Here is a 24037-nt window from a genome sequence, read left to right as displayed (position 1 = left end):
TCTCCGCGCCGCGCCGACGCCCCGGCGAACTTGCCGTATGAATATTGCTGCGCCGCGCAAAAATTTTGTTGACATCCTGACGATCGCCCATATAATCGGTTTTGTGCGCCGCAGCAATTATGTTTTTCGAATTGCCCGGTAACGAATCCCAACCCCCCAGACAGGAGTTTTCCATGATCAAGACCAACGAGCAGTTCGCCGCCGCCGGCAAGATCGCCCTCGAGTCGCTGCTGACCTTCGCCAACACTTCGCTGGCGACCGCCGAGCGCCTGGCCGCGCTGAACATCAACACCGCCCGTGCCTTCATCGCCGACAGCGCCGACAACGCCAACGCGCTGTTCGCCGTCAAGGACGTGCAAGGCCTGACCTCGCTGCCGGGTTCGCTGGCCAAGCCGGCGGTCGAGAAGAGCCTCGCCTACTCGCGCAGCGTCTATGAAATCCTCAACGAGTCGGGCAACGGCATCGCCCAGATCGTCGAGGGCCAGGCCGCCGAGCTGAAGAAGTCCTTCACCGCCGCCGTCGAGCAGTCGCTGAAGAGCGCCCCGGCCGGTTCGGAATCGGTCGTCGCCGTCGTCAAGTCGGCGCTGGCGCAGGCCGATTCGGCCTACGAGACGCTGACCCAGTCGGCCAAGCAGGCCAAGGCCACGATCGAAGCCAACGTCGCCGCCGCCAACGCCGCGACGCTGAAGCTGATCGCCAAGGCCGCCTAAGCAGCCGCCACCGCCCGCCCCGTGCGCGGGGAGGCCGAAAACCCGGACCCTGCGTCCGGGTTTTTTCGTTGACGGCGTCAACCGCCGCCGGCCGCCGCGAGTTGGAGTAATGTCGCGTTACCCCTGCCCGGAGCCGCCGATGCCCCAGCCGACGCCCCCCCGTTCCCCGTCGCTCCCCCGCCGCCTGCGCATCATCGGCGCCGCCAGCGGCGTCGGCGCGCAGGACCACGAATGCGAGCACGGACCGGTCGCCTTCCACCGTTCGCAGGCGTGGCACGAGCTCGAACACCACCCGCTGATCGACTGGGGCGAGACGCTGTACGCGCCGGACCGCCCCGGCCTCTCGCCGCTGGAGCGCATCGCGCAGCTCTGCGCACGCCTCGCCGACGCAGTCGCGCAGGCGCGCGCGGCCGGCGAGTTCCCGCTGGTGCTGGGCGGCGACCATTCGGTGGCGATCGGTACCTGGAGCGGCGTCGCCCGCACCGCCGGCGAGCCGCTCGGGCTGCTCTGGATCGACGCGCACATGGACAGCCACACGCCGGAGACGACGCACTCCGGCGCCATCCACGGCATGCCGCTGGCCTGCCTGCTCGGCCGCGGCGACAAGCGCCTGCTCGGCTTCGGCCTGCCCGGGCGGCAGCTGCTGGCGGCGCATACGGTGGTGCTCGGGCCGCGCAGCTACGAAACGGAGGAGGCCGAGCTGCTGCAGCGGCTCGGCGTGCGCGTGATCGGCGCCGAAGAGATCGCGGCCAAAGGCTTCGCCGCCGCCTTCGCCGAGGCGGTCGCGATCGTCGCCGCGGCGCCGCACGGCTTCGGCCTGACGCTGGACCTCGACGCCTTCGACCCGCGGCTGGTGCCGGGCGTCGGCAGCCCGGAGCCGGACGGGCTGGGCACCTGGGAGGTGATCGAGGGGCTGCGCGCGCTGGCGCGTGCGCCCGGCCTGCTGGCGCTGGAAATCGTCGAGTACAACCCGGACCGCGACCGCGGCGGCGTCACCGCCGACCTGATCGCCGACCTGATCGCGGCGGTCGCGCCGCCGGGACGGGCGCGCGGCTGATCAGCGCCGCCGCGCCACCCAGGCCGGCACCCAGCGCAACGACAGCGCACCGAGCGCGGCGCCGAGCAGCAGGCCGCCGCCGACGTCGAAGGCGACGTGCTGCTTGGTGGCCAGCGTCGAATAGACGATGCCCAGGCACCACAGCGCGCTGAAGCCGCGCACGCCGCGGCCGGCGCCGGTCTCGCGCAGCTGCCGGTCGAGCCAGATCGCCGAGAACACCGCGGTCGCCACGTGCAGCGACGGGAAGGCATTGCCGGCGGTGTCGACGCGCTTGAGGATCGCGAAGCTGGGATGCAGCGCCCAGTCGATCTCGAACATCGGCACCGCGGTCGGATAGACGGCGAAGACGCCGACGCCGATCGCGCAGACGGCGAAGATCGCCGCGCCGTAGCCGACCAGTTCGCGCCAGCAGCGGGTCAGCGCCGGCGGCAGCGAGGTGTAGAACCACAGCGAGGCGTAGAGCCAGAACGCTTCCGGACGGAAGCCGACCCACTCGTCGAGCGCCGTCGTCGGCATCGTCGTCACCGCGGCGCCCGGGTTGTGCAGCACGTGCAGGTAGGCCCAAAAGAACAGGCTGATGAAGGCCGTCGTGCCGAGCGCCTTAAGCGGCAGCACGCGGCCGAAGCGCTGTGCGCACAGGCGATACCAGGGAACGGCGGCAGGCGACGGGACTTCGGCGGCAGGATCTATCATCGGGGGAGCGGCGCGGCGCCGGCGGCGCCGACGGCGGGATTGGGCAGGACGGAAACGGGCGAGCCGCGATCTTACCAGCAAGCCGGAGGCGCCCCCAAGCCGCCCGCGGCGGCGCAACGCGGTAGAATGGCGCCCCCGCAACACCGTTCCCCGCCCGCCCATGCCCGACCTCCGGCCACTCGCCGACCGCCTCGAACTGCTCGCCCCCGCCAAGACCAGCGAGTTCGGCATCGAGGCCATCAATCATGGCGCCGACGCCGTCTATATCGGCGGCCCGGCCTTCGGCGCGCGCGCCAACGCCGGCAACGACATCGCCGACATCGCCCGCCTCGCCGAGCACGCGCACCGCTACAACGCGCGCGTGCTGGTGGCGCTGAACACCATCCTGCACGACAACGAGCTGGAGGAAGCCCGGCGCATCGCGTGGGACGTCTGGAACGCCGGCGCCGACGCGCTGATCGTGCAGGATATGGGCCTGCTGGAGATCGACCTGCCGCCGATCGAGCTGCACGCCTCGACCCAGTGCGACATCCGCAGCGTCGAGAAGGCGAAGTTCCTCGGCCAGGTCGGCTTCTCGCAGATGGTGCTGGCGCGCGAGCTGTCGCTCAAGCAGATCGGCGCCATCCGCGAAGCCACCGCGGCCGACGGCGTGACGCTGGAGTTCTTCATCCACGGCGCGCTGTGCGTCGCCTTCTCCGGCCAGTGCTACATCAGCCACGCGCACACCGAGCGCAGCGCCAACCGCGGCGACTGCTCGCAGGACTGCCGCCTGCCCTACACGCTGTCGGACGACCAGGGCCGCGTCGTCGCCTTCGAGAAGCACCTGCTGTCGATGAAGGACAACAACCAGACCAGCAACCTGGAAGCGCTGATCGACGCCGGCATCCGCTCGTTCAAGATCGAGGGCCGCTACAAGGACCTCGGCTACGTCAAGAACATCACCGGCCACTACCGGCGCGAGCTGGACCGGATCATCGAAGGCCGCGACAGCTTCCGGGCCTCGTCCGCCGGCCGCACCACCCTCTTCTTCACGCCGGACCCGGACAAGACCTTCCACCGCGGCACCACCGACTACTTCGTGAACGAGCGCAAGACCGACATCGGCGCCTTCGATTCGCCGAAGTTCGTCGGCTTGGCCATCGGCACGGTGACCAAGGTCGGCCACGGCTGGTTCGAGATGGAATCCGCAGAGCCGCTGGCCAACGGCGACGGCCTCAACTACATGCACAAGCGCGAGGTGGTCGGCGTGCCGGTCAACGTCGCCGAGCAGAAAGGCGGGGTCTGGCGCATCGAGCCGAACGTCGAGGTCTCGCAGCTGCCCGGCTTCAAGCCGGGCACGGCGATCAACCGCAACGGCGACCACGCCTGGGAGCTGGCGCTGACGAGGAAGTCGGCCGAGCGCCGCGTCGCGGTGGACATGGCGTTCACCGAGACCGCCGACGGCTTCGCGCTGACGCTGACCGACGAGGACGGCGTCAGCGCCGAGGCGCGGCTGGCCGCCGACAAGGCGCCGGCGACCCACCCGGAGAAAACCGCGGCGTCGCTGCGCGAGAACCTCGGCAAGCTCGGCGCGACGCTGTTCGCCGCCCGCCGCATCGACCTCGAATTGAGCCAGCCCTGGTTCGTCCCCGCCTCGGCGGTGAACGGCCTGCGCCGCGACGCCGTCGCCGCGCTCGAAGCGGCGCGCGCCGCCGCCTACGCGCGGCCGCCGCGGAAAGCCCCGGTGGAACCGCCGGCGCCCTACCCCGAGGAATCGCTGTCCTACCTCGCCAACATCTACAACGACCAGGCGCGCGCCTTCTACGCGAAGCACGGCGTCAAGCTGATGGACGCCGCCTTCGAGGCGCACGAGGAGGACGGCGAGGTGTCGCTGATGGTCACCAAGCACTGCCTGCGCTTCTCGTTCAACCTGTGCCCGAAGCAGGCCAAGGGCGTCACCGGCGTGCAGGGCCAGGTGCGCGCCGAGCCGATGACGCTGGTCTCGGGCGGCGAGAAATACACGCTGCGCTTCGACTGCCGGCCGTGCGAGATGCACGTCGTCGGGAAAATGAAGAAGCACATCCTGCAGTCGCCGCCGCCGACGGTGGTGGCGCTGCCGCTGGTCTTCCACCGGCAGCGGCCGGGGGCGGACTCCTGATCAGTAATGCGGCGGGACTTCGTCGCGCAGGCTGCGCGCGCCGCCGGCGGGGATCGCCTGCACCTGCCGCTGCAGGTCGGCGAGCTGCCGCTGCAGCGCCTCGATCTGTTCCTGCTGGCGGAAGACGGTGTGGTTGAGCGTGTCGACCAGGTCCTCGGCGTACGAGAGCTTGATCTCCAGCTCGGTCAGGCGGGATTCCGCGGATTCCATGAAAACTCCTCGATGAAGCAGCGATTCTACGTCACAACGCAATGAGCCAGGACCACCGCCACAGCCTCCTCGAAGACGCGCAGGCGCTCGCCACCGGCACGCTGCTGTTCGCCTTCGCGATCGTCCTCTTCCGCGAAGCCGGGCTGCTCACCGGCGGCACCGCCGGCATCACCTTCCTCGCCCACTACCTGAGCGGCGTGCCGTTCGGACTGCTCTATTTCCTGATCAACATCCCGTTCTATGTCTTCGGCCTGCTCGCGCTCGGCCGCGCCTTCACGGCGAAGACCTTCTGCGCGGTGGCGCTGCTCTCGGCCTACAGCGAACTGCTGCCGCGCTGGATCGCGATCGAGCGCATCGACCCGGTGTTCGCCGGCGTGCTCGGCGGCCTGCTCGCCGGCGCCGGGCTGCTCATGCTGATCCGCCACCAGGCCAGCGTCGGCGGCCTCGGCGTGCTCGCCATCTACCTGCAGAAGAAGCGCGGCTGGCGCGCCGGCACGGTGCAGATGCTCGCCGACGGCTTCATCGTCTGCGGCGCGCTGTACGCGGTCGAACTGGAAAAGGTCGCGCTGTCGGTGATCGGCGCGGTGATGCTGAACCTGGTGCTGACGATCAACCACCGCCCGGGACGGTATTTCGGGCAGTAGTGCGCTACGCGGCGCGCTTCAGCCAGCGCGGCTCGAACTCCAGCGTCGTCGCCTCGTCGGCCAAGTAGATGCGGCCGTCCTGGATCGTGCATTGCAGGCGCATCGTGCGCCCGGCCAGCGTCGCCAGCGCGGCGCTGTCGGCGGCCTCCAGCGCGAGCACGGAAAGCTTGTCGAGGGCCTTCAGCTTGCCCTCGTTCTGCTGCCACCAGATGTCCGCCGCCCGGCCGCCGTAGACCAGCACGACGACCTCGTCGGCACGGCCGCAGGCGCGGCGCAGGTCGCGCTCGTCGGGCAGGCCGACGTCGATCCAGCGGCGGATGGCGCCGGTCAGGTCGGGTTCGAACAGCGCCGGCTCGTCCTCGGTCGACAGGCCGCGGCCAAAGCTGAGGCCGTCCGACGCGAACAGCGCGAAGGCAAGCAGGCGCACCATCAGCCGCTCGTCGGTCTCCGACGGGTGGCGGGCGAGCGTCAGCGGGTAGCTCTGGTAGTGGTGCCGGTCGAGGTCGGAGACCTGCAGGTCGGCCTTGAAGACGGTGGATTTGAGGGCCATGCGCCGCGCTTTCGGGAAGGAGGGGCGCATTATGCCACCGCCCGGCCCGCCGTCGCCGCGCCGGCGCCGCTGCTGTTATGATCGGCGCATCGGAGGCGCCGCCGCCGACCACGACCAGACCGATCCCGACCCCATGTTCACCGAACGAACCCGCCTGCTCGCCCGCATCGCGCTGCTGCTCGTCGCCGGCTTCCTCGCCGTCAGCCTCGGCGCCTACTGGGTATCCCGCGACACGCTGCGCCACAACCTGGCCGCCGAAGGCCTGCCGCTGACCGGCGACAACATCTATTCGGAGATCCAGAAGGACATCCTGCGCCCGGTCTTCATCTCGTCGCTGATGGCCAACGACACCTTCGTCCGCGACTGGCTGCTCTCCGGCGAGAAGGACACCGCGCAGATCGCCCGCTACCTGCGGGAAATCAAGGAGAAGTACGGCACGCTGACCAGCTTCCTGGTCTCCGACCTCAGCGCCAACTACTACTACGTCGACGGCGTGCTGAAGCGGGTGCGCCCGGACGAGCCGCGCGACGCCTGGTTCTACCGCGTCCGCGAGATGCAGCCGGCCTATGAGCTGAACGTCGATCCGGACGCCGCCAACCGCGACATCAAGACCATCTTCATCAACTACCGCGTGTTCGACTACGACGGCCGCTTCATCGGCGCCACCGGCGTCGGCCTGCCGCTGGCGCTGGTCGCGCAGCAGATCGAGAGCTACGAGACGCGCTTCCGCCGCCGCATCTACTTCCTCGACGCCGCCGGCCGCGTCGTGCTCGCCTCCGGCCGGACGCCGCCGGCGGCGGCGTCGATCCGCGAGACGCCGGGCATCCGCGACGTCGCCGAACGCATCCTGCAGCGCCACGGCAGCCCGCAGCAGCTCGAATATGCGCACGACGGCGCGACGGTGCTGGTGAACGCCCGCCACATCCCCGAACTCGACTGGCACCTGGTGGTCGAGCAGAACGACGCCGACGCGGTACGGCCGGTACGCCAGGTGCTGCTGGTGAACCTCGCGATCAGCGCGCTGGTGACGCTGCTGGTGCTGACCACCGCGCTGATCGCGATCAACCGCTACCAGCACCGGCTGGAGAAGGCGGCGGCCACCGACCCGCTGACCGGCGCCCTCAACCGGCTGGCCTTCGACGTCGTCTTCCAGGTCGCGCTGCGCGACTGCCAGCGCAACGGCCAGGCGCTCTCAGCGATCCTGATCGACCTCGACCTCTTCAAGCAGATCAACGACAGCCGCGGCCACCTTGCCGGCGACCAGGTGCTGCGCGCCGCCGCCGAGCTGATCCGCAGCCAGCTGCGCGAGGCCGACGTGATGGCGCGCTGGGGCGGCGAGGAATTCCTCGTGCTGCTGCGCGACTGCCCGCTGGAAAACGCGCTGAACGTCGCCGAGAAGCTGCGCGTGACGGTCGCCGCGCACGACTTCGCCGCCGGCGGCGAAACGCAGCCGCTGACGATCAGCCTCGGCGTCGCCGAGCACGCCGCCGGCGACAGCGCCGAGGCGCTGTTCCACCGCGCCGACCGCGCGCTCTACCAAGCCAAGCGGAACGGCCGCAACCGCGTCGAGACGACGCCCGCGTGATGCCGGAACAGGCCGTCGACCGTCGCCGCTGCGCCTCGTGCGAACGCTGGAGCGGCGCGCGCTCTGCCGGCGGCGACGGCGCCAGCGTGCTGATCGCGTCGGAGACGGCCACCGGCACCTGCGTCGGCGGCCCGTGGGACGGCAGCGAGCGGCGGGCGCGCTCGGCCTGCGGCCAGTGGCTGCGCTGGCAGGCGCTGCCGCCGCCGGCGCCGGAACGGACGGAATGACGCGGGCGGCCGGCGGCCTGTTTTTGATCGGGGTCAAAGCTGGCCGACAGCGGCACCGCAACGGCGCATTTGAGGCGCATAATTTGCGTTTTCGACCCGACAACGACAAGGCGCAGGGCGAGCCATGACCCCTTCCCCGGAATCGGCACCGACGACGATCCTGATCGTCGACGACACGCCGGAGAACCTGACCGTCCTCAGCGAGGTGCTGCAGCCGACCTGGCGCGTGCGCGCGGCCAACAGCGGACGCCGCGCGCTGCAGATCGCCGGCGGCGACCCCCGGCCGGACCTGATCCTGCTCGACGTGATGATGCCGGAGATGGACGGCTACACGGTGCTCGCCCAGCTGCGCGAGAACCCGCACACCGCCGACATCCCGGTGATCTTCGTCACCGCGATGGACGCCACCGAGGACGAGGAGCACGGCCTCGACGCCGGCGCCGTCGACTACATCACCAAGCCGGTACGCCCGGCGATCGTGCGCGCCCGCGTGCGCACCCACCTCGAGCTGACGCGCGCCAAGTCGCTGCTGCGCGACGAGAACCACTACCTGGAGGCGGAAGTCGCCCGCCGCATGCGGCAGAACCAGATCATCCAGGAAGTCAGCATCCACGCGCTGGCGCGGCTGGCCGAGACGCGCGACCCGGAGACCGGCAACCACCTGCGCCGCACGCAGGGCTACGTGCGCACGCTGGCCGACGCGCTGAAGGGTAACCCGCGCTTCTCCGGCTACCTGCAGCCGCACACCATCGAGACGCTGGTGCGCTCGGCGCCGCTGCACGACATCGGCAAGGTCGGCATCCCCGACCACATTCTGCTCAAGCCCGGCAAGCTGACCGCCGAAGAGTGGGAGATCATGCAGACGCACGCGCGCCTGGGCCACGACGCAATCGAGCGCGCCGAGCAGGATGCCGAGGAGACGGTCGAGTTCCTCGCCATCGCCAAGGAGATCGCGCACTACCACCACGAGAAATGGAACGGCAGCGGCTACCCGGAACGCCTCGCCGGCGACGCGATCCCGATCTCGGCGCGGCTGATGGCGCTCGCCGACGTCTTCGACGCGCTGATCTGCCGCCGCGTCTACAAGCCGCCGATGCCGATCGCCGACGCCCGCGCGATCATCGAGAAGGAGCGCGGCGCCCACTTCGACCCGGACGTCGTCGACGCCTTCCTCGCGCGCTTCGACACCTTCGCCGCGATCGCCCAGCGCTACACCGACGACGACATGCTCTGACGCCGCGATGCCGAACCGGACGCCAGCGAGCCCCGCCAACGCCTGGAGCGAAGTCGCCCGGATCGTCGTTCCCTACCTGCTCTTCGCCGGACTCTGGATCCTCTTCTCCGACCGCTTCGTCGACACGCTGAGCCGCGAGCCGCAAGTGCTGCAGCGGCTGCAGACGGTCAAGGGCTGGCTGTTCGTCGCCGTCACCGGCGGCCTGCTGGCGCTGCTGCTGCGCCGGCTGATCGGCCGCCTGCACGCCGAGCATCGTGCGCTGGCCGCCAGCGAGGCGCGCATGCGCGGCCTGCTCGACAGCCTGCCGGACATGATCTGGATGAAGTCGCCGGACGGCCGCTACCTGGAAATCACGCCGCAGGCGGCGCGCCTGTTCGGCCTGCCGCCGGAGGGGGTGATCGGCCGCACCGACCACGAGCTGCTGCCGGCCGCCGTCGCCGACGCGCTGCGCGCGAACGACCTGGCCGCGGTCGAAGCCGGCCGCGCGCGGATCAACGACGAATGGCTGACCTTCCCCGACGACGGCCACCGCGAGCTGGTGCACGTGGTCAAGACGCCGCTCTTCGACGACCGCGGCGCCCTGCTCGGCGTGCTCGGCATCGGCCACGACATCACCGAGATGCACACCGCGCGCCAGGCCACGCTGCAGGCGCTGGCGCGCGCCGAGACGGCCTTCCACGCCAGCCCGGCGGCGATCGCGCTGACGCGCCTGGAGGACGGCATCTTCGTCGAGGTGAACGAAACCTTCATCCGGCTGTTCGGCTGGAGCAACGCCGAGCTGCGCGGCTGGAGCGCGCGCGACAAGGGCTTCTGGCCGGACGACAGCGCCCGGCTCGCCTTCCGCGCGGCGCTCGCCGAGCACGGCAGCGTCAGCGACTACGAAACGGTGCTCGCCGACCGCGACGGGCGCTCGCACTTCGTCAGCATCACCGCCAAGATCATCGACCTCGACGGCGTACCGCACCAGCTCTCGTTCATCCTCGACATCACGCAGCGGGTGAACGCGGTGGTCGAGCTGCACACGTTGCAGGAGCGCTTCACCCGGGCCTTCCGTTCGGCGCCGGTGGCGGCCTGCATCACCCGCCTGCGCGACGGCAAGCTGATCGAGGTCAACGAGCAACTGTGCCGCGAATACGAATGGCCGCGCGCCGAGCTGCTCGGCAAGACGACGCTGGAAGCCGGCCTGTGGGGCAGCGCCGCCGACCGCGAGGCGATGGTGGCGACGATCCGCGCCCTCGGCCACCTCGAGAACTACGAGAGCATCGGCGTCTCGCGCAGCGGCCGCCGCCGGCACATCAGCATCTCGGCGACGGTGACCGAACTCGACGACGAGCCGCACCTGCTGGTGTACATCGCCGACATCAGCGATGCGCTGCGCGCGCGCCGCATGGTGCTCGGGCACAACGCCATCCTGCAGGGGATCGCCGGCAGCGCGCCGCTGCCGCAGACGCTGACGGCGCTGGCGCGGCTGGTCGAGGAGCAGTTCGAGAACACCTTCGTCGCCGTCCAGCTGCTCGACGACGACGGCCATCACCTGCGGCTGGGCGCCGCCCCCAGCCTGCCGCCGGAGTTCTGCGCGGCGGTCGACGCGATGGAGATCGGCGACGGCATCTGCGCCTGCGGCACGGCGGCCTTCCGCGGCAAGCCGATCGACGTCGACGACATCGCCAGCCACCCGTTCTGCGCGCATTTCCGCGACCGGGCGGCGGCTGCCGGCCTCGCCGCCTGCTGGTCGACCCCGATCTTCGACGCAGCCGGCAAGGTGCTCGGTGCGCTGTCGGTCTATTCCCGGCAGTGCGGCCCGCTGCCGCCCGAGCTCAGGCCGCACCTCGACACGCTGGCGCAGACCGCCGCCGTCGCCATCCGCCGCGAGCGCGACGAGGCCGCGCTGCGCGCCAGCGAGCAGCGCTGGATCCTCGCCCTCGACGCCGCCGGCCATGGCGTCTGGGACTGGAACGCGACCACCGGCAAGCTGTTCGTCTCGGCGCGCGCCAACACCATGCTCGGCTACGCCGACGGCACGATCGGCGGCACCTACGAGGACTGGCGCCGCTTCATCCATCCCGACGACCTCCCCGGCTGCCGCGCGGCGCTGATCGCCCACATCCGCGGCGAGACGCCGCTCTACCGCGACGAGCACCGCGTGCGCTGCCAGGACGGGCGCTGGAAGTGGATCCTCGACCGCGGCATGGTCGTCGAGCGCGACAGCAGCGGCCGCGCGACGCGGGTGATCGGCACCCACACCGACGTCACCGAGTTCCGCGACACGATCGACATCCTGACCCGGCTGCAGCTCGCGGTCGAGCAGAGTTCGAACAGCATCGTCATCACCGACGCCGACGGCGTCATCGAATACGTGAACGCCGCCTTCGTCGCCACCACCGGCTACGCGCGCGGCGAGGCGATCGGCCGCCACGCCGGCTTCCACAAGTCGGGGCAGACGCCGGCGGCGACCTACGCCGCGCTGTGGCAGGCGCTGCGCGCCGGCGACAGCTGGCGCGGCGAATTCGTCAACCGGCGCAAGGACGGCGAGCTGATCGTCGCCGCCGCGACCATCTCGCCGGTGCGCATGGCCGACGGCTCGGTCAGCCACTACCTGTCGGTGCAGGAGGACGTCACCGAGAAGAAGCGCATCGCCGACGAGCTCGACCAGCACCGCCACCACCTGCAGGAGCTGGTCGCGGCGCGCACCGCCGAGCTGGAGCAGGCCAACCACCGGCTGCAGATCTCCGACATGCGCCTCAACGCGATGTTCGAGATGAGCCAGCGGGCGACCGCGCTCGACGAACGCGAGCTGCTGCAGATGGGCATCGACGAGGCGGTGCGGCTGACCGGCAGCGAGATCGGCTACCTGCACCTGATGAACGAGGACCAGGAGTCGATCCACCTCTACCTCTGGTCGTCCGGCACCGTGAGCCACTGCGAACAGGTCGACGCGTCGCACTACCCGGTGTCGCAGGCCGGCATCTGGGCCGACACCGTGCGCACGCAGCGACCGGTGATCCACAACGACTTCCCGGCGCTGGTCGCCGGCGGCCAGCTGCGCAACGGCCTGCCCGACGGCCACGCGCCGTTGGCGCGGCACATGGGCGTACCGGTCATGGAAGGGCAGCAGGTGCGGCTGCTGATCGGTGTCGGCAACAAGGCCAGCGACTACGACGATTCGGACGTGCGCGAACTGCAGCTGATCGGCAACGACCTCTGGCGCATCGTCATGCGCCGCCGCGCCGAGGCCGCGCTGGCCGAGGCCAAGCGCAGCGCCGAGGAGGCCAGCCAGGCGAAGTCGGCCTTCCTCGCCAACATGAGCCACGAGATCCGCACGCCGATGAACGCGATCATCGGCCTCACCCACCTCGCGCTGCGCGACGCCGAGCGGCCGGCGCAGCGCGACCGGCTGGAGAAGGTCGCCACCTCGGCGCAGCACCTGCTCGGCGTCATCAACGACATCCTCGACATCTCCAAGATCGAGGCCGGACGGCTGGCGCTGGAGGCGGTCGACTTCGCGCTGGCGCGCGTCTTCGACAACGTCGCCACGCTGGTCGCCGAGCGCGTCGCCGAGAAGGGACTGACGCTCGCCTGCGAGATCGACCCGGCGCTGCCGCCGGTGCTGCGTGGCGACGCGCTGCGCCTCGGCCAGATCCTGATCAACTTCGTCGGCAACGCGATCAAGTTCACCGAGCACGGCGGCATCGTCGTCCGTGCCCGGCGGGTCGATGCCGGCGACGACGGCGTCCTCGCCCGCTTCGAGGTCGAGGACACCGGCATCGGCATCGCGCCGGAGGCGCAGAAGCGCCTGTTCACCACCTTCGAGCAGGCCGACGTATCGACCACCCGCCGCTTCGGCGGCACCGGCCTCGGGCTCGCGATCAGCCGCCACCTGGCCGAACTGATGGGCGGTAGCACCGGCGTGCGCAGCACCCCGGGCAGCGGCAGCACCTTCTGGTTCACCGCCCGCCTGGCGATCGGCAGCCTGCCCGCCGAAAGCGACGCGCTGCCCGCCACCGGCAGCCGCACGCAGGCCGAGAAGCTGCTCGCGCAGAACCACCGCGGCGCGCGCATCCTGCTCGTCGAGGACAATCCGATCAACCAGGAAGTCACCCTCGACCTGCTGCGCAGCGTCGGCCTCGGCGCCGACCTCGCCGGCAACGGCGCGGAAGCGCTGCGCCGCTGCCGCGAGGCGAGCTACGACCTGATCCTGATGGACATGCAGATGCCGGTAATGGACGGCCTCGAGGCGACGCGCGCGATCCGCGCGCTGCCGCAGGGGACGATGCCGATCCTGGCGCTGACCGCCAACGCCTTCGGCGAGGATCGCCAGCGCAGCCTCGCCGCCGGCATGAACGACCACGTCGCCAAGCCGGTTGACCCGAACGTGCTCTACGCGGCGCTGCTGCGCTGGCTGCCGAAGACAGGCGCAACGCCGAGCCTCGTCGCCGCCCCCCCGCCGCCGGCCGCCGGCGGCGACGATGCGGCGTTCATGGCCTGCATCGCGACCATCGACGGCCTCGACACCGAACTCGGCCTGCGCTCGGTGCGCGGGCGCGTCGCCAGCTACCGGCGGCTGTGCCGCCTCTACGCCGAATCGCACGCCGGCGACATGGCGACGCTGCGCCGCCAGCTCGCCGACGGCGACGCCAGGCTCGCCTGCCGCACCGCGCATTCGCTGAAGGGCGCAGCCGGCACGCTCGGCGCCGTGCTGCTGCAGAAGACCGCCGGCGACCTCGAGCGCACGCTGGCCACCGGCACCGACGCGCTGGCCGCTAACGCGCTGATCGACCGCGTCGACTACATCAACCGCTCGCTGTGCCAGGCGCTCGCCGCCGCCGACCGCATCGAGCCGCCGCCGCAGCCGGTGCCGCCCGTCGACCGCGCGACCGCGGCCACGCTGCTGGCACGGCTGGAGACGCTGATCGCCGAGGACGACGTGCGCGCCAAGACGCTGCTGACCGACGCGCGCAGCGCACTGCAGCCGCTGATCGGCGAGCACTACGACCGCCTCGCCCATGCGCTCGCCCACTACGACTTCGAGGCGGCGCTGACGGCACTGCACGGCGCACGCCGGCAACTCGACGCGGAGCGCACCGCCGATGCCTGAGCCGTCGCCGCACAACCTCGCCCAGCAGCGGCGGCTGCTGAAGCAGATCGTCGGCATCTGGGCGCTGGTGCTGGTGCTGATCACCGCCGGCGGCGCCCTGCTCTACAACGAGCAGTCGCGGCAGGCGCGGGCGCAGGTCGACGGCCAGCTGCTGTCGATCGCCGAGCTGAAGACCGGCCAGATCGAGCAGTGGCGCAACGAGCGCCTGTCGCACGCCAAGGTGCTGTCCGGCAACGTCATCTTCGCGCGCGCCGCCGAGGAATTCTTCGCCACCGGCAGCCCGAGCGCGCGCAAGCGCATACGCGACTATTTCCGCAACCTCAAGCAGCACTACGGCTACGCCAACGTGCTGCTGCTCGACAGCGAAGGCCGCGTGCCGCTGCGCCTGGAGCCGCAGGCGGCGGCGCTGGCGCCGGACATCGTCGACCTGGTCGCCGGCGCCATCGAGCGACGCCAGCCGCTGCACGGCAACCTGCACCAGTTCGCCGACGAGCCGGCGCCGCACATCGACGTCGTCGCGCCGATCTTCGCCGGCGCCGACAGCGAGGGGCGCGCGCTCGGCGCCGTGCTGCTGCAGGCCGACCCGAACGGCTTCCTCTACCCGCTGCTGAAGTCCTGGCCGACGCCCACCGACTCCGGCGAGACGCTGCTCGTCGAGCGTCGCGGCGACGAGGTCGTCTACCTCAACGACCTGCGCCACGTCACCAACAGCGCGATGAAGATGCGCCGCCCGGTGACCGACGAGACGCTGCCGGCGGCGCGCGCGGTACGCGGCCAGCAGGGCATCTTCGCCGGCCTCGACCATCGCCGCATCCCGGTGATCGCCGCGCTGAAGCCGGTGCCCGGCACCTCCTGGCACCTGATCGCGAAGATCGACCGCGACGAGGCGCTGGCCACCAGCCAGACCATTTCCTGGCTGATCCTCGCCCTCACCGTCGGCGGCATGGTCGGCGCCACCGCCTTCTTCGGCATGCTCTGGCAGACCCTCGGCAAGCGCCAGTACCAGCAGCTGTTCCAGAGCGAGGCCGCCAACCGCGAGCTGCGCGAGCGCTTCAGCGTCGCCTTCCACGCCAGCCCGGTCGCCGCCTCGATCACGCGCGCCCGCGACGGCCGCTTCATCGACGTGAACCAGCGCTACGTCGAAGGCTTCGGCTGGACGCGCGCCGAGCTGGTCGGCAGGACCTCGATCGAGGTCCGCCTGTGGGCCGACGCCGCCGCCCGCGACGCGTGGATCCGGCAGCTCGAGGCCGACCCCGACCTGCCGCCGCTGCAGACGCTGTTCCGCCACCGCAACGGCGAGCTGCGCACGGTCAGCATCTCCGGCGCGATCGCCAAGGTCGAGGGCGAGGCGCTGCTGATCGCCTTCGTCAGCGACCTCACCGACCTGCAGCGCAACGCCTCCGAGCTGGAGCAGCACCGCCACCACCTCGCCCGCCTGGTCGAGCAGCGTACCGCCGAGCTGGCGCAGGCGAAGGACGAGGCGGAAACGGCGAACCGCGCGAAGAGCGCCTTCCTCGCCAACATGAGCCACGAGATCCGGACGCCGATGAACGCGATCATCGGCCTCACCCACCTCGCCCGCCAGGAAGCGCACACCCCCGAGCAGCAGGAGCGCCTGCGCAAGATCAGCGCCTCGGCGCAGCACCTGCTCGGGATCATCAACGACATCCTCGACATCTCCAAGATCGAGGCCGACAAGATCACGCTGGAAATCCTCGACTTCGACACCGCGCAGGTCTTCGACAATGTCGTCACGCTGCTCGCCGACAAGCTCGAGGCCAAGGGGTTGTGGCTGTCGCGCGAGATCGACCCGACGCTGCCGCCGGTGCTGCGCGGCGACGCGCTGCGCGTCGGCCAGATCGTCGTCAACTACGTCAGCAACGCGCTGAAATTCACCGCGCAGGGTGGCATCGTGATGCGCGCGCGGCTGGTCGAGGACGGCGGCGACAGCCTGCTGGTGCGCTTCGAGGTCGAGGACACCGGCATCGGCATCGCCGCCGAGGTGCTGCCGCGACTGTTCCGCGCCTTCGAGCAGGCCGACAGCTCGACCACCCGCCATTTCGGCGGCACCGGGCTGGGCCTCGCGATCAGCGCCCGCCTCGCCCGGCTGATGGGCGGCGACGTCGGCGTCATGTCGGCGCCGGGCAAGGGCAGCACCTTCTGGTTCACCGCCCGCCTGCAGCGCGGCCTCGGCGCGGTCGCGGCAGCCACCGGCAGCACCCGGCAGAACCTCGAGAAGCTGCTCGCGCTGCGCGCCGGCGGCCGCCGCGTGCTGCTGGTCGAGGACAACCTGGTGAACCAGGAGGTCGCGCTCGGCCTGCTGCGCAACGTCGGCTTCCACGTCGGCCTCGCCGAGAACGGCCGGCAGGCGCTCGACCGCGTCGGCGACGAGGACTACGACCTGATCCTGATGGACATGCAGATGCCGGTGATGGACGGACTGCAGGCCACCCGCGAGATTCGCGCGCTGCCCGGCCGCGACGCGGTGCCGATCCTGGCGATGACCGCCAACGCCTTCGACGAGGACCGCCGCCGCTGCGCCGACGCGGGGATGAACGACCACCTCGCCAAGCCCTTCGACCCGGACCAGCTCTACACCATGCTGCTGCGCTGGCTGCCCGAGCGCGCCGGCAGCGCCGTGCCGCCCGCGCCGGCGCCGGCAGCGGCCGCCGCGGCGACGGGCACTGCCGGCGCGCCGGCGCTGCCGAGCATCCCCGGCATCGACACGCAGCAGGGCATCCGCGGCGTCGGCGGCCGCGCCGACGTCTATGCCCGCCTGTTGTCCACCTTCGCCGAGCGCCACTGCGAGGACCTCGATCGCCTGCAGGAACAGCTCGCCGTCGGCGACGCCGAGACCGCCCGGCGCACCGCGCACAGCCTGAAGGGGGCCGCCGGCGCGCTCGGCCTGAGCGCGCTGCACGGCGCGGTCGCCCGCGTCGAGCAGGCGATCGCCGCCAGCGAGGCGGGCGACGCGCTGACGGCGCTGATCGCCGCCGCCGACGACCGCCTCGACGAGGCCTGCGCCGCCATCCTCGCCGCCGGCGCGCGGGAGGGCGCGGGCGAACCCGACGCCGGCGGCGAGGCAGTCGACGCCGAGGAGGCGAGACGCGTGCTCGACGAACTGGAAACCTTGCTCGCCGACGACGATCCGCGCGCCGCGAACCGGCTGCATGCGCATGCGCCGCTGCTGCGCGCCGCGCTCGGCCGGCGCTTCGCCGCGCTGCGCAGCCAGGTCGCCGACTTCGATTTCGTCGCCGCGCTCGCCACGCTGCGCGCCGCCCGCGCCGCACCGGCCGCCGCCACCGCCGAAGAGGAGCCATGAAATGCCGCTGATGCAGTGGAACGAACATTTCGCGACCGGCATCGAGGTCATCGACGAACAGCACCGCTGGCTGATCGACCTGGTCAACGCCACGGCGCCAGTGCTCGCGCTCAACTACCGCCGCCACCACGAGCGCGCCGATGAGCTGCTCGACCAGCTGATGCACTACGCGGCCTTCCACTTCCAGACCGAAGAGCGGCTGATGCGCGACCACGCCATCGATCCGCGGCACGAGGCGCTGCACCGCGAGTCGCACGGCCGCTTCGCCGCCGACGTCGCGCTGATGCGCGCCGCCTACACCGCCGGCGAGGCGCCGACCGGCGGCGCGCTGCTCACCTTCCTCGCCAACTGGCTGATCTTCCACATCCTCGGCGAGGACCAGGCGCTCACCCGCCAGCTGCGCGCGATCGACGGCGGCCGGTCGCCGGCGGAGGCCTTCGCCGACGGCGCCGGCGACCGCTGCGACCCGGCGCACGAAGCGCTGACGCAGGCGCTGATCGACGCCTACACGCTGGTCACCGAGCAGAACCGCAACCTGATGGAGAACAACCACGAGCTCGAGCGGCACCGCCACCGCCTCGAGGAACTGGTCAGCGCGCGCACCGTCGACCTGGTGCGCGCGCTCGACGCCGCCGAGACGGCAAACAAGGCGCGCAGCAGCTTCATCGCCAACATGAGCCACGAGATCCGCACGCCGATGAACGCCATCGTCGGCATCACCTGGGCGCTCCAGCAGCACACGCGCGACCAGGCGCAGCTGGCGCGGCTCAGGCAGGTCGGCGAGGCGACGCAGCAGCTGCTGACGATCGTCAACGACCTGCTCGACATGGCGCGCATCGAATCCGACCGGCTGACGCTGGAGCCGCTCGACTTCGACCCGCGCCGGGTGCTGCACGAGGTGCTCGGCGGCATCGCCGACAAGGCCGCGGCGAAGGGGCTGCACGTCACCGTCGAGGCCGACGGGCTGCCGCCGCTGCTGCGCGGCGACCCGGTGCGCCTCGGCCAGATCCTCGCCAACTACGCCAGCAACGCGGTCAAGTTCACCGAGCGCGGCGAGGTCGCGCTGCGCGCCCGCCGCTTCGACGCCGTCGACGGCGTCGTCCGCCTGCGCTTCGAGATCGAGGATACCGGCGTCGGCATCGACCCGGCCGAGCTGCCGCGGCTGTTCCGGCCCTTCGAGCAGGCCGACGCGTCATCGACGCGGCGCCACGGCGGTACCGGGCTCGGGCTGGCGATCAGCCGGCGGCTGGCCGAGATGATGGGGGGCAGTACCGGCGCCGACAGCCACCCGGGCAAGGGCAGCCTGTTCTGGCTGGAACTGCCGTTCGCACTGCTGCCGGCCGCGGCGGCGGCCGCCGGCAGCCCGCTGGCGGTCGCCGCCGCGCCGCCAGCGGCGGGGCACGCCGTTCCGCTGTCGCCGCCGCAGCGCGAGATCCTGCGCCGCCTGGCGGCGCTGCTCGCCGACGACGACGTGCAGGCGGTCGCCTTGTGGCACGAATGCGCGGAAGCGCTGGCCGGCCATTTCGACCGCCAGCGGGCGCCGTTCGAGGCGGCGCTCGCCGCCTACGACTTCGCCGCCGCGCACGCGCTGCTGATGCAGGTGGTCGACGAGGACGACGCCGCCCGGCCGTAGCCGACGGGCGGCCGCCGCTCACGCCGGGGCGAGCATCGCCGCGCGCCGCTGCGGCGTCTCCAGGCTGATCCGGCCGAGCGTGCCGTTGCGGTAGTCGGTGAGCAGGATCGCCGCCGCCTTCTCGAGGTCGAGTTCGCCGCCGCTGCCCTTGATCACGCAGGCGCGCTTTCTCGCGATGCCTTCCAGCACCGCCGGCGGGTCGATGCCGGCGACGGCAAAGCCGTAGCGCGCCGTCAGCAGCGCCGGATAATGCGCGAGCAGGAAGCCGGCGAGCCAGGTCGCCACCTCCTCGTCGATGTAGGCATTGACGCCGACCGCGTGGCTGGCGGCGAGCATCAGCCCGTCGACCGGGTGCTCGATCTTCGGCCACAGCATGCCCGGGGTGTCGTAGAGCGTCAGCCGCGAATTGACGTCGATGCGCTGCTGGCTCTTGGTCACCGCCGGCTGGTCGCCGACCGCCGCCACCTTCTTCCTCACCAGCGCGTTCATCAAGGTCGACTTGCCGACGTTGGGGATGCCCATGATCATCAGCCGCAAGGGCTTCAGCGCGCTGTCGCGGTGCGGCGCGAGCTGCTGGCACAGCGACGGCACGCGCGCCGCGTCGCCCTGCTTCTTGCACGAGATCGCCACGGCTTTCGTGCCCGGCTGCGCGTTGTAGAAGTCGAGCCAGGCGCGGGTCGCCGCCGGGTCGGCCATGTCGGCCTTGTTCAACAGCTTCAGGAAGGGCCGCTGACGGAAGGCGCGCAGCTCGTGGATCATCGGGTTGGACGACGCCGCCGGCAGGCGCGCATCGACCACCTCGACGACGACGTCGGCGTTGGCCAGCGTCTCGGCCGCCTTCTTCTTCGCCGAGGTCATGTGCCCCGGGAACCATTGGATCGACATTGCTCTTCTCTATCGAATGCTTATCTGTATTATCGCAGGTCGCCAAACACGGAAACCGCCATGCACATCTGGGTCGATGCCGACGCCTGCCCCGCCGTCATCAAGGACATCCTCTACCGCGCCGCCGAGCGCACCGGGCTGCCGCTGACGCTGGTCGCCAACCAGTGGCTGAAGACGCCGCCCTACCCCAACGTCCGCATGGTGCAGGTGCCAGCCGGCTTCGACGTCGCCGACCGGCACATCGCCGAACAGGTCGCGGCCGGCGACCTCGTCGTCACCGCCGACATTCCGCTCGCGGCGGCGGTGGTCGAGAAAGGCGCCACCGCGATCAACCCGCGCGGCGAGCGCTACACCGCCGAGAACATCCGGCAGGCGCTGGACCTGCGCAACTTCATGGAAAGCCTGCGCAGCAGCGGCGTCGAAACCGGCGGCCCGCCGGCCTTTTCGCATGCCGACCGGCAGGCCTTCGCCAATCAGCTCGACCGGCTGCTGGCGAAGCGCTGAACCTCAGGCCACCTCCCGCGCCTCCAGGAACTGCAGCTTCGGGTACTTTTCCTTGACCATGTTCAGATAGACGTTGTTCGGCGCCAGATACACCGGGTCGTCCGCCCCGTCGAGCGCGACGTTGGCGCTGTAGCGCTCGGAGAGCTGGCGCAGCTCGCCCTCGTCGCCCTTGATCCAGCGCGCGGTCGAGCAGTTGTACGGCTCGAAGATCACCTGCACGCCGTATTCATGTTCCAGCCGGTGGGCGACGACGTCGAACTGCAGCGTACCGACCGCGCCCAGGATCAGATCGCTGCCGGAGACCGGCCGGAAAAGTTGGGTCGCGCCCTCCTCGGCCAGCTGCTGCAGGCCCTTCTGCAGCTGCTTGATCTTCAGCGGGTTGGCGATGCGCGCCAGCCGGAAATGCTCGGGCGCGAACGACGGGATGCCGGTGAAGCGCAGGTCCTCGCCCTCGGTAAACGTCTCGCCGAGGCGGATCGTGCCGTGGTTCGGGATGCCGATGATGTCGCCGGGAAAGGCCTCGTCGGTCGTGCTGCGGTCGCGCGCCATGAAGGTGATCGCGTTGTTCACCGAGAGGGTCTTGCCGCCGGCAACCTGCTTCACTTTCATGCCGCGCTCGAAGCGGCCGGAGCAGACGCGCAGGAAGGCGATACGGTCGCGGTGCTTGGGGTCCATGTTGGCCTGGATCTTGAACACGAAGCCGGAGAACTTGCCTTCGCCCGGCGCCACCTGGCGCGCAGCGTCACCCTGGAGGGCCGGCCGCGCCTGCGGCGCCGGCGACAGCTCGACGACGGCATCGAGCAGCGACTGCACGCCGAAGTTGTTCACCGCCGAGCCGAAGAACACCGGCGTCTGCTTGCCGGCCAAATACTTCTTGGCGCAGAAGGCGTGCGACGCGCCGCGCACCAGTTCGATGTCGGTGCGCAGCTCGTCGGCCTGGCTGCCGATCAGCTCGTCCAAGCGCGGGTTGTCGAGCCCCTGGATCGTCTCGGACGTGCCCTTCTCGGCCTGCGGGTCGAAGAAGGCGATGGCGTCGTCGTAGAGGTGGTAGACGCCGCGGAAGCGCTTGCCCATGCCGATCGGCCAGGTCATCGGCGCGCACTCGATGCCGAGCACCGACTCGATCTCGTCGAGCAGGTCGATCGGCTCCTTGCCCTCGCGGTCGAGCTTGTTGATGAAGGTCAGGATCGGCGTGTCGCGCATGCGGCAGACGTTCAGGAGCTTGATCGTCTGCGCCTCGACGCCGTTCACCGAGTCGATCACCATCACCGCCGAGTCGACGGCGGTCAGCGTGCGGTAGGTATCTTCCGAGAAGTCCTCGTGGCCCGGCGTGTCGAGCAGGTTCACCATGCACTCGCGGTACGGGAACTGCATCACCGACGAGGTCACCGAAATGCCGCGCTGCTTCTCCAGCTCCATCCAGTCCGAGGTGGCGTGGCGCGAGGCCTTGCGCGCGCGCACCTCGCCGGCGACCTGGATGGCGCCGCCGAACCACAGCAGCTTTTCGGTCAGCGTCGTCTTGCCGGCGTCCGGGTGCGAGATGATGGCGAAGGTGCGGCGGCGGGAGATTTCGGTGTCGAGGGCAGTCACGGCGGTACGTCTGCGGGCGGTGGATCAAGGGCCGCGATTATACGCGCAGCGGCGCGCTAAGCCACGGATTTTCATGTCGTTTTGCCTGCGTCATGATAATCTGGCAAAAAAAGTACGGGGACCACCCCGGAACCGAGGAACCCCGACGATGTACCGCCCCGCGGCCGTCCTGGCCGTCATCCGCTGCCTGCTCCTCTGCGCCTGCGTGCTCGGCGGCACGGCGCCGGCCGCCGCCGACCCGCTGCCGCTGCAGGATCTGTCGCCGACGCAGGCCCTCGGCCTGCACGCCGGCCAGCTGCGCGAGGGCAGCGCCCCGCTGACGCTGGAACAGGCGAGCGCCGAACGCGCCGCCGGCCGCTTTGCGGCGTCGACCGCGGCGATGCTGTCCTTCGGCATCCGCTCGGCGCCGGTGTGGATCCACCTCGCATTCGCCAACGCGTCCGCGGCACCGCTGCCGCGCCGGCTGCTGATCGAGAATTCGTGGCAGGACCGCATCGACGTGTACTTCGTCGGCCCCGACGGCACGACGACGCCGCTGCACCTCGGCGACACCCGGCCGCAGGCGGAACGCCCGGTGCCCGGCCGCCACTTCGCCGTCGACCACCGCTTCGCGCCCGGCGTCACCGACCTCTACCTGCGCGTCGAAGCCGCCGACCCGATCGTGTTGCCGATCTACCTGACGACGCCGGAGGCGCACGCCGAGCGGCGGCAGGCGCACGGCTACCGCTACGGCTTCCTCTACGGCTACCTGCTCGCGCTGATGGGCTACAACCTGCTCCTCTTCCTCGGCCTGCGCGACCGGCGGCACCTCGCCTACGCCGCCTTCATCGCCCTCTTCGTCGCCACCAACCTCGCCTACACCGGCCACGGCTACGCCTACCTGTGGCCCGACTCGCCGACCGTGCAGCGCTGGGTCATCCCGATCCTGATGGTGCTCTACGCGACCGCCGGGCTGGTCTTCGCCCGCCACTTCCTCGACACGCCGAAGGCCTTCCCGCGCACGCACCGGGCGCTCGCCGCCGCCACCGCCGGCTTCCTCGCGGCGCTCGCCGCCGCCTGCCTGCTCTTCGCCGACCAGGCGGCGGCGATCCTGGTCGCCTTCGTCGCCGTCATCCTCTTCTCGCTGGCGATGCCGGCGCTCGGCATCATGGCGGTCCGCGGCCGCCACCGCTACTCGCGCTACTTCCTGTTCGCCACCGTCGCCTCGACCGTCGGCACGGCGGTCACGACGCTCTCGGTGCTCGGCCTGATCCCGTTCAGCGCCTTCGGCTTCCAGGCCGTCGAGATCGGCATGGTGATCGACGCCACGCTGCTCGCGCTGGCGCTCGGCAGCCGCTTCCGCGCGATCCAGGCCGAGCGCCAGTCGGCCGAGCGCCTCGCCGCGCGCGACCCGCTGACCGACCTCTACAACCGCCGCTCCTTCCTCGAACTGGCCCGGCCGCTGTGGAGCGGCACCCGCCGCCACGGCCACGAGCTGTCACTGATCATGGTCGACATCGACCATTTCAAGACGATCAACGACACCTACGGGCACGCCGCCGGCGACGACGCGATCATCGCCGTCGCCCGCGTGCTGACCGATTCGGTGCGCGCCGAGGACATCGTCGCCCGCTGGGGCGGCGAGGAATTCCTCGTGCTGCTGCCGGAAACGCCGCTGGACGCCGCCGTCGCGCTCGCCGAGCGGCTGCGCGCCGGCATCGCCGACGCGCGCATCGCGATGGGCGGGCAGGACGTCCGCCTGACCGCCAGCCTCGGCGTCGCCGCCAGCGGCGACAAGGAAAGCCTCGACCGCCTGATCACCGAGGCCGACCACTTCCTCTACCAGTCGAAACATAGCGGCCGCAACCAGGTCAGCGCCGAAATCCTCGCCGCGGCAGCCTGAACGCCCTCCACCGCGATCCGGCGGCCATCGTGCTTTGCCCGGCAAACCCTTACACTGGCGGCTGCCGACGCCCGGCACC

Annotated in this window: 17 protein-coding genes; 12 read left to right on the top strand and 5 right to left on the bottom strand. The window is 70.9% G+C overall.

Annotated elements, in window-relative coordinates; translation table 11 throughout:
- Positions 1 to 173: 173 nt before the first annotated feature.
- The gene (locus IWH25_RS12820) at positions 174 to 710 is read left to right on the top strand and encodes a phasin family protein (RefSeq protein ID WP_203386182.1); all 537 of its coding nucleotides are present in this window, start codon (positions 174 to 176) and stop codon (positions 708 to 710) included.
- Between the two features lie 139 nt (positions 711 to 849).
- The gene (locus tag IWH25_RS12815; protein ID WP_203386181.1) at positions 850 to 1767 is read left to right on the top strand and encodes an arginase; all 918 of its coding nucleotides are present in this window, start codon (positions 850 to 852) and stop codon (positions 1765 to 1767) included.
- Here IWH25_RS12815 and IWH25_RS12810 read toward each other — a convergent pair whose 3' ends face one another.
- A complete protein-coding gene (locus IWH25_RS12810; RefSeq protein WP_203386180.1) occupies positions 1768 to 2460 on the bottom strand; it encodes a phosphatase PAP2 family protein in 693 nt (230 codons plus the stop codon).
- 160 nt (positions 2461 to 2620) lie between these two features.
- Between IWH25_RS12810 and IWH25_RS12805 the strand changes: the two genes are divergently transcribed.
- Positions 2621 to 4597 (top strand): peptidase U32 family protein, encoded by a 1977-nt coding sequence (locus tag IWH25_RS12805; protein WP_203386179.1) that lies wholly within the window; start codon positions 2621 to 2623, stop codon positions 4595 to 4597.
- On the opposite strand, the gene IWH25_RS12800 is transcribed toward IWH25_RS12805, so the two are convergent.
- Entirely contained in the window at positions 4598 to 4807 is a 210-nt protein-coding gene (locus tag IWH25_RS12800; protein WP_203386178.1) for a SlyX family protein, read from the bottom strand. It lies immediately after the preceding gene.
- A gap of 41 nt (positions 4808 to 4848) precedes the next feature.
- On the opposite strand from IWH25_RS12800, the gene IWH25_RS12795 reads away from it, so the two are divergent.
- Complete coding sequence (locus IWH25_RS12795) at positions 4849 to 5451, top strand: YitT family protein (protein ID WP_203386177.1); 603 nt, start codon at positions 4849 to 4851, stop codon at positions 5449 to 5451.
- A gap of 4 nt (positions 5452 to 5455) precedes the next feature.
- On the opposite strand, the gene IWH25_RS12790 is transcribed toward IWH25_RS12795, so the two are convergent.
- A complete protein-coding gene (locus IWH25_RS12790) occupies positions 5456 to 6001 on the bottom strand; it encodes a YaeQ family protein (protein WP_203386176.1) in 546 nt (181 codons plus the stop codon).
- Positions 6002 to 6134: 133 nt separating this feature from the next.
- Here IWH25_RS12790 and IWH25_RS12785 point away from each other — a divergent pair, with 133 nt between their 5' ends.
- From IWH25_RS12785 to IWH25_RS12760, 6 genes are all read left to right on the top strand, one after another.
- Positions 6135 to 7586, top strand: a complete 1452-nt coding sequence (locus tag IWH25_RS12785; protein WP_203386175.1) for a sensor domain-containing diguanylate cyclase — start codon at positions 6135 to 6137, stop codon at positions 7584 to 7586.
- Positions 7586 to 7813: a hypothetical protein gene (locus IWH25_RS12780; RefSeq protein ID WP_203386174.1), complete on the top strand. Its 228-nt coding sequence runs from the start codon at positions 7586 to 7588 to the stop codon at positions 7811 to 7813. The genes IWH25_RS12785 and IWH25_RS12780 overlap by 1 nt, the downstream gene beginning before the upstream one ends.
- A 124-nt stretch (positions 7814 to 7937) precedes the next feature.
- Positions 7938 to 9047 carry a response regulator gene (locus tag IWH25_RS12775; RefSeq protein WP_203386173.1) on the top strand — a complete coding sequence of 370 codons (1110 nt, stop codon included), beginning with the start codon at positions 7938 to 7940 and terminating at the stop codon, positions 9045 to 9047.
- Between the two features lie 7 nt (positions 9048 to 9054).
- A complete protein-coding gene (locus IWH25_RS12770) occupies positions 9055 to 14142 on the top strand; it encodes a PAS domain S-box protein (protein ID WP_203386172.1) in 5088 nt (1695 codons plus the stop codon).
- Positions 14135 to 17464 (top strand): response regulator, encoded by a 3330-nt coding sequence (locus tag IWH25_RS12765; protein WP_203386171.1) that lies wholly within the window; start codon positions 14135 to 14137, stop codon positions 17462 to 17464. Before IWH25_RS12770 ends, IWH25_RS12765 begins: the two co-directional genes overlap by 8 nt.
- 1 nt (position 17465) lies before the next feature.
- Positions 17466 to 19097 (top strand): bacteriohemerythrin, encoded by a 1632-nt coding sequence (locus IWH25_RS12760; RefSeq protein WP_203386170.1) that lies wholly within the window; start codon positions 17466 to 17468, stop codon positions 19095 to 19097.
- Positions 19098 to 19115: 18 nt separating this feature from the next.
- On the opposite strand, the gene ylqF is transcribed toward IWH25_RS12760, so the two are convergent.
- Positions 19116 to 19982, bottom strand: a complete 867-nt coding sequence (ylqF, locus tag IWH25_RS12755) for a ribosome biogenesis GTPase YlqF (protein WP_203386169.1) — start codon at positions 19980 to 19982, stop codon at positions 19116 to 19118.
- A gap of 60 nt (positions 19983 to 20042) precedes the next feature.
- Here ylqF and IWH25_RS12750 point away from each other — a divergent pair, with 60 nt between their 5' ends.
- Positions 20043 to 20486, top strand: coding sequence for a YaiI/YqxD family protein (locus tag IWH25_RS12750; RefSeq protein WP_203386168.1), 444 nt, complete (start codon positions 20043 to 20045; stop codon positions 20484 to 20486).
- Between the two features lie 3 nt (positions 20487 to 20489).
- Here the strand turns inward: IWH25_RS12750 and IWH25_RS12745 are convergent, their stop codons facing one another.
- Entirely contained in the window at positions 20490 to 22076 is a 1587-nt protein-coding gene (locus tag IWH25_RS12745; protein WP_203386167.1) for a peptide chain release factor 3, read from the bottom strand.
- Positions 22077 to 22224: 148 nt separating this feature from the next.
- Between IWH25_RS12745 and IWH25_RS12740 the strand changes: the two genes are divergently transcribed.
- The gene (locus IWH25_RS12740) at positions 22225 to 23958 is read left to right on the top strand and encodes a sensor domain-containing diguanylate cyclase (RefSeq protein ID WP_203386166.1); all 1734 of its coding nucleotides are present in this window, start codon (positions 22225 to 22227) and stop codon (positions 23956 to 23958) included.
- The last annotated feature ends 79 nt before the right edge of the window (positions 23959 to 24037 follow it).

Source organism: Azospira restricta, assembly GCF_016858125.1.
GTDB lineage: Bacteria > Pseudomonadota > Gammaproteobacteria > Burkholderiales > Rhodocyclaceae > Proximibacter > Proximibacter restrictus.
This window is presented reverse-complemented; position numbering and strand designations above follow the sequence as displayed.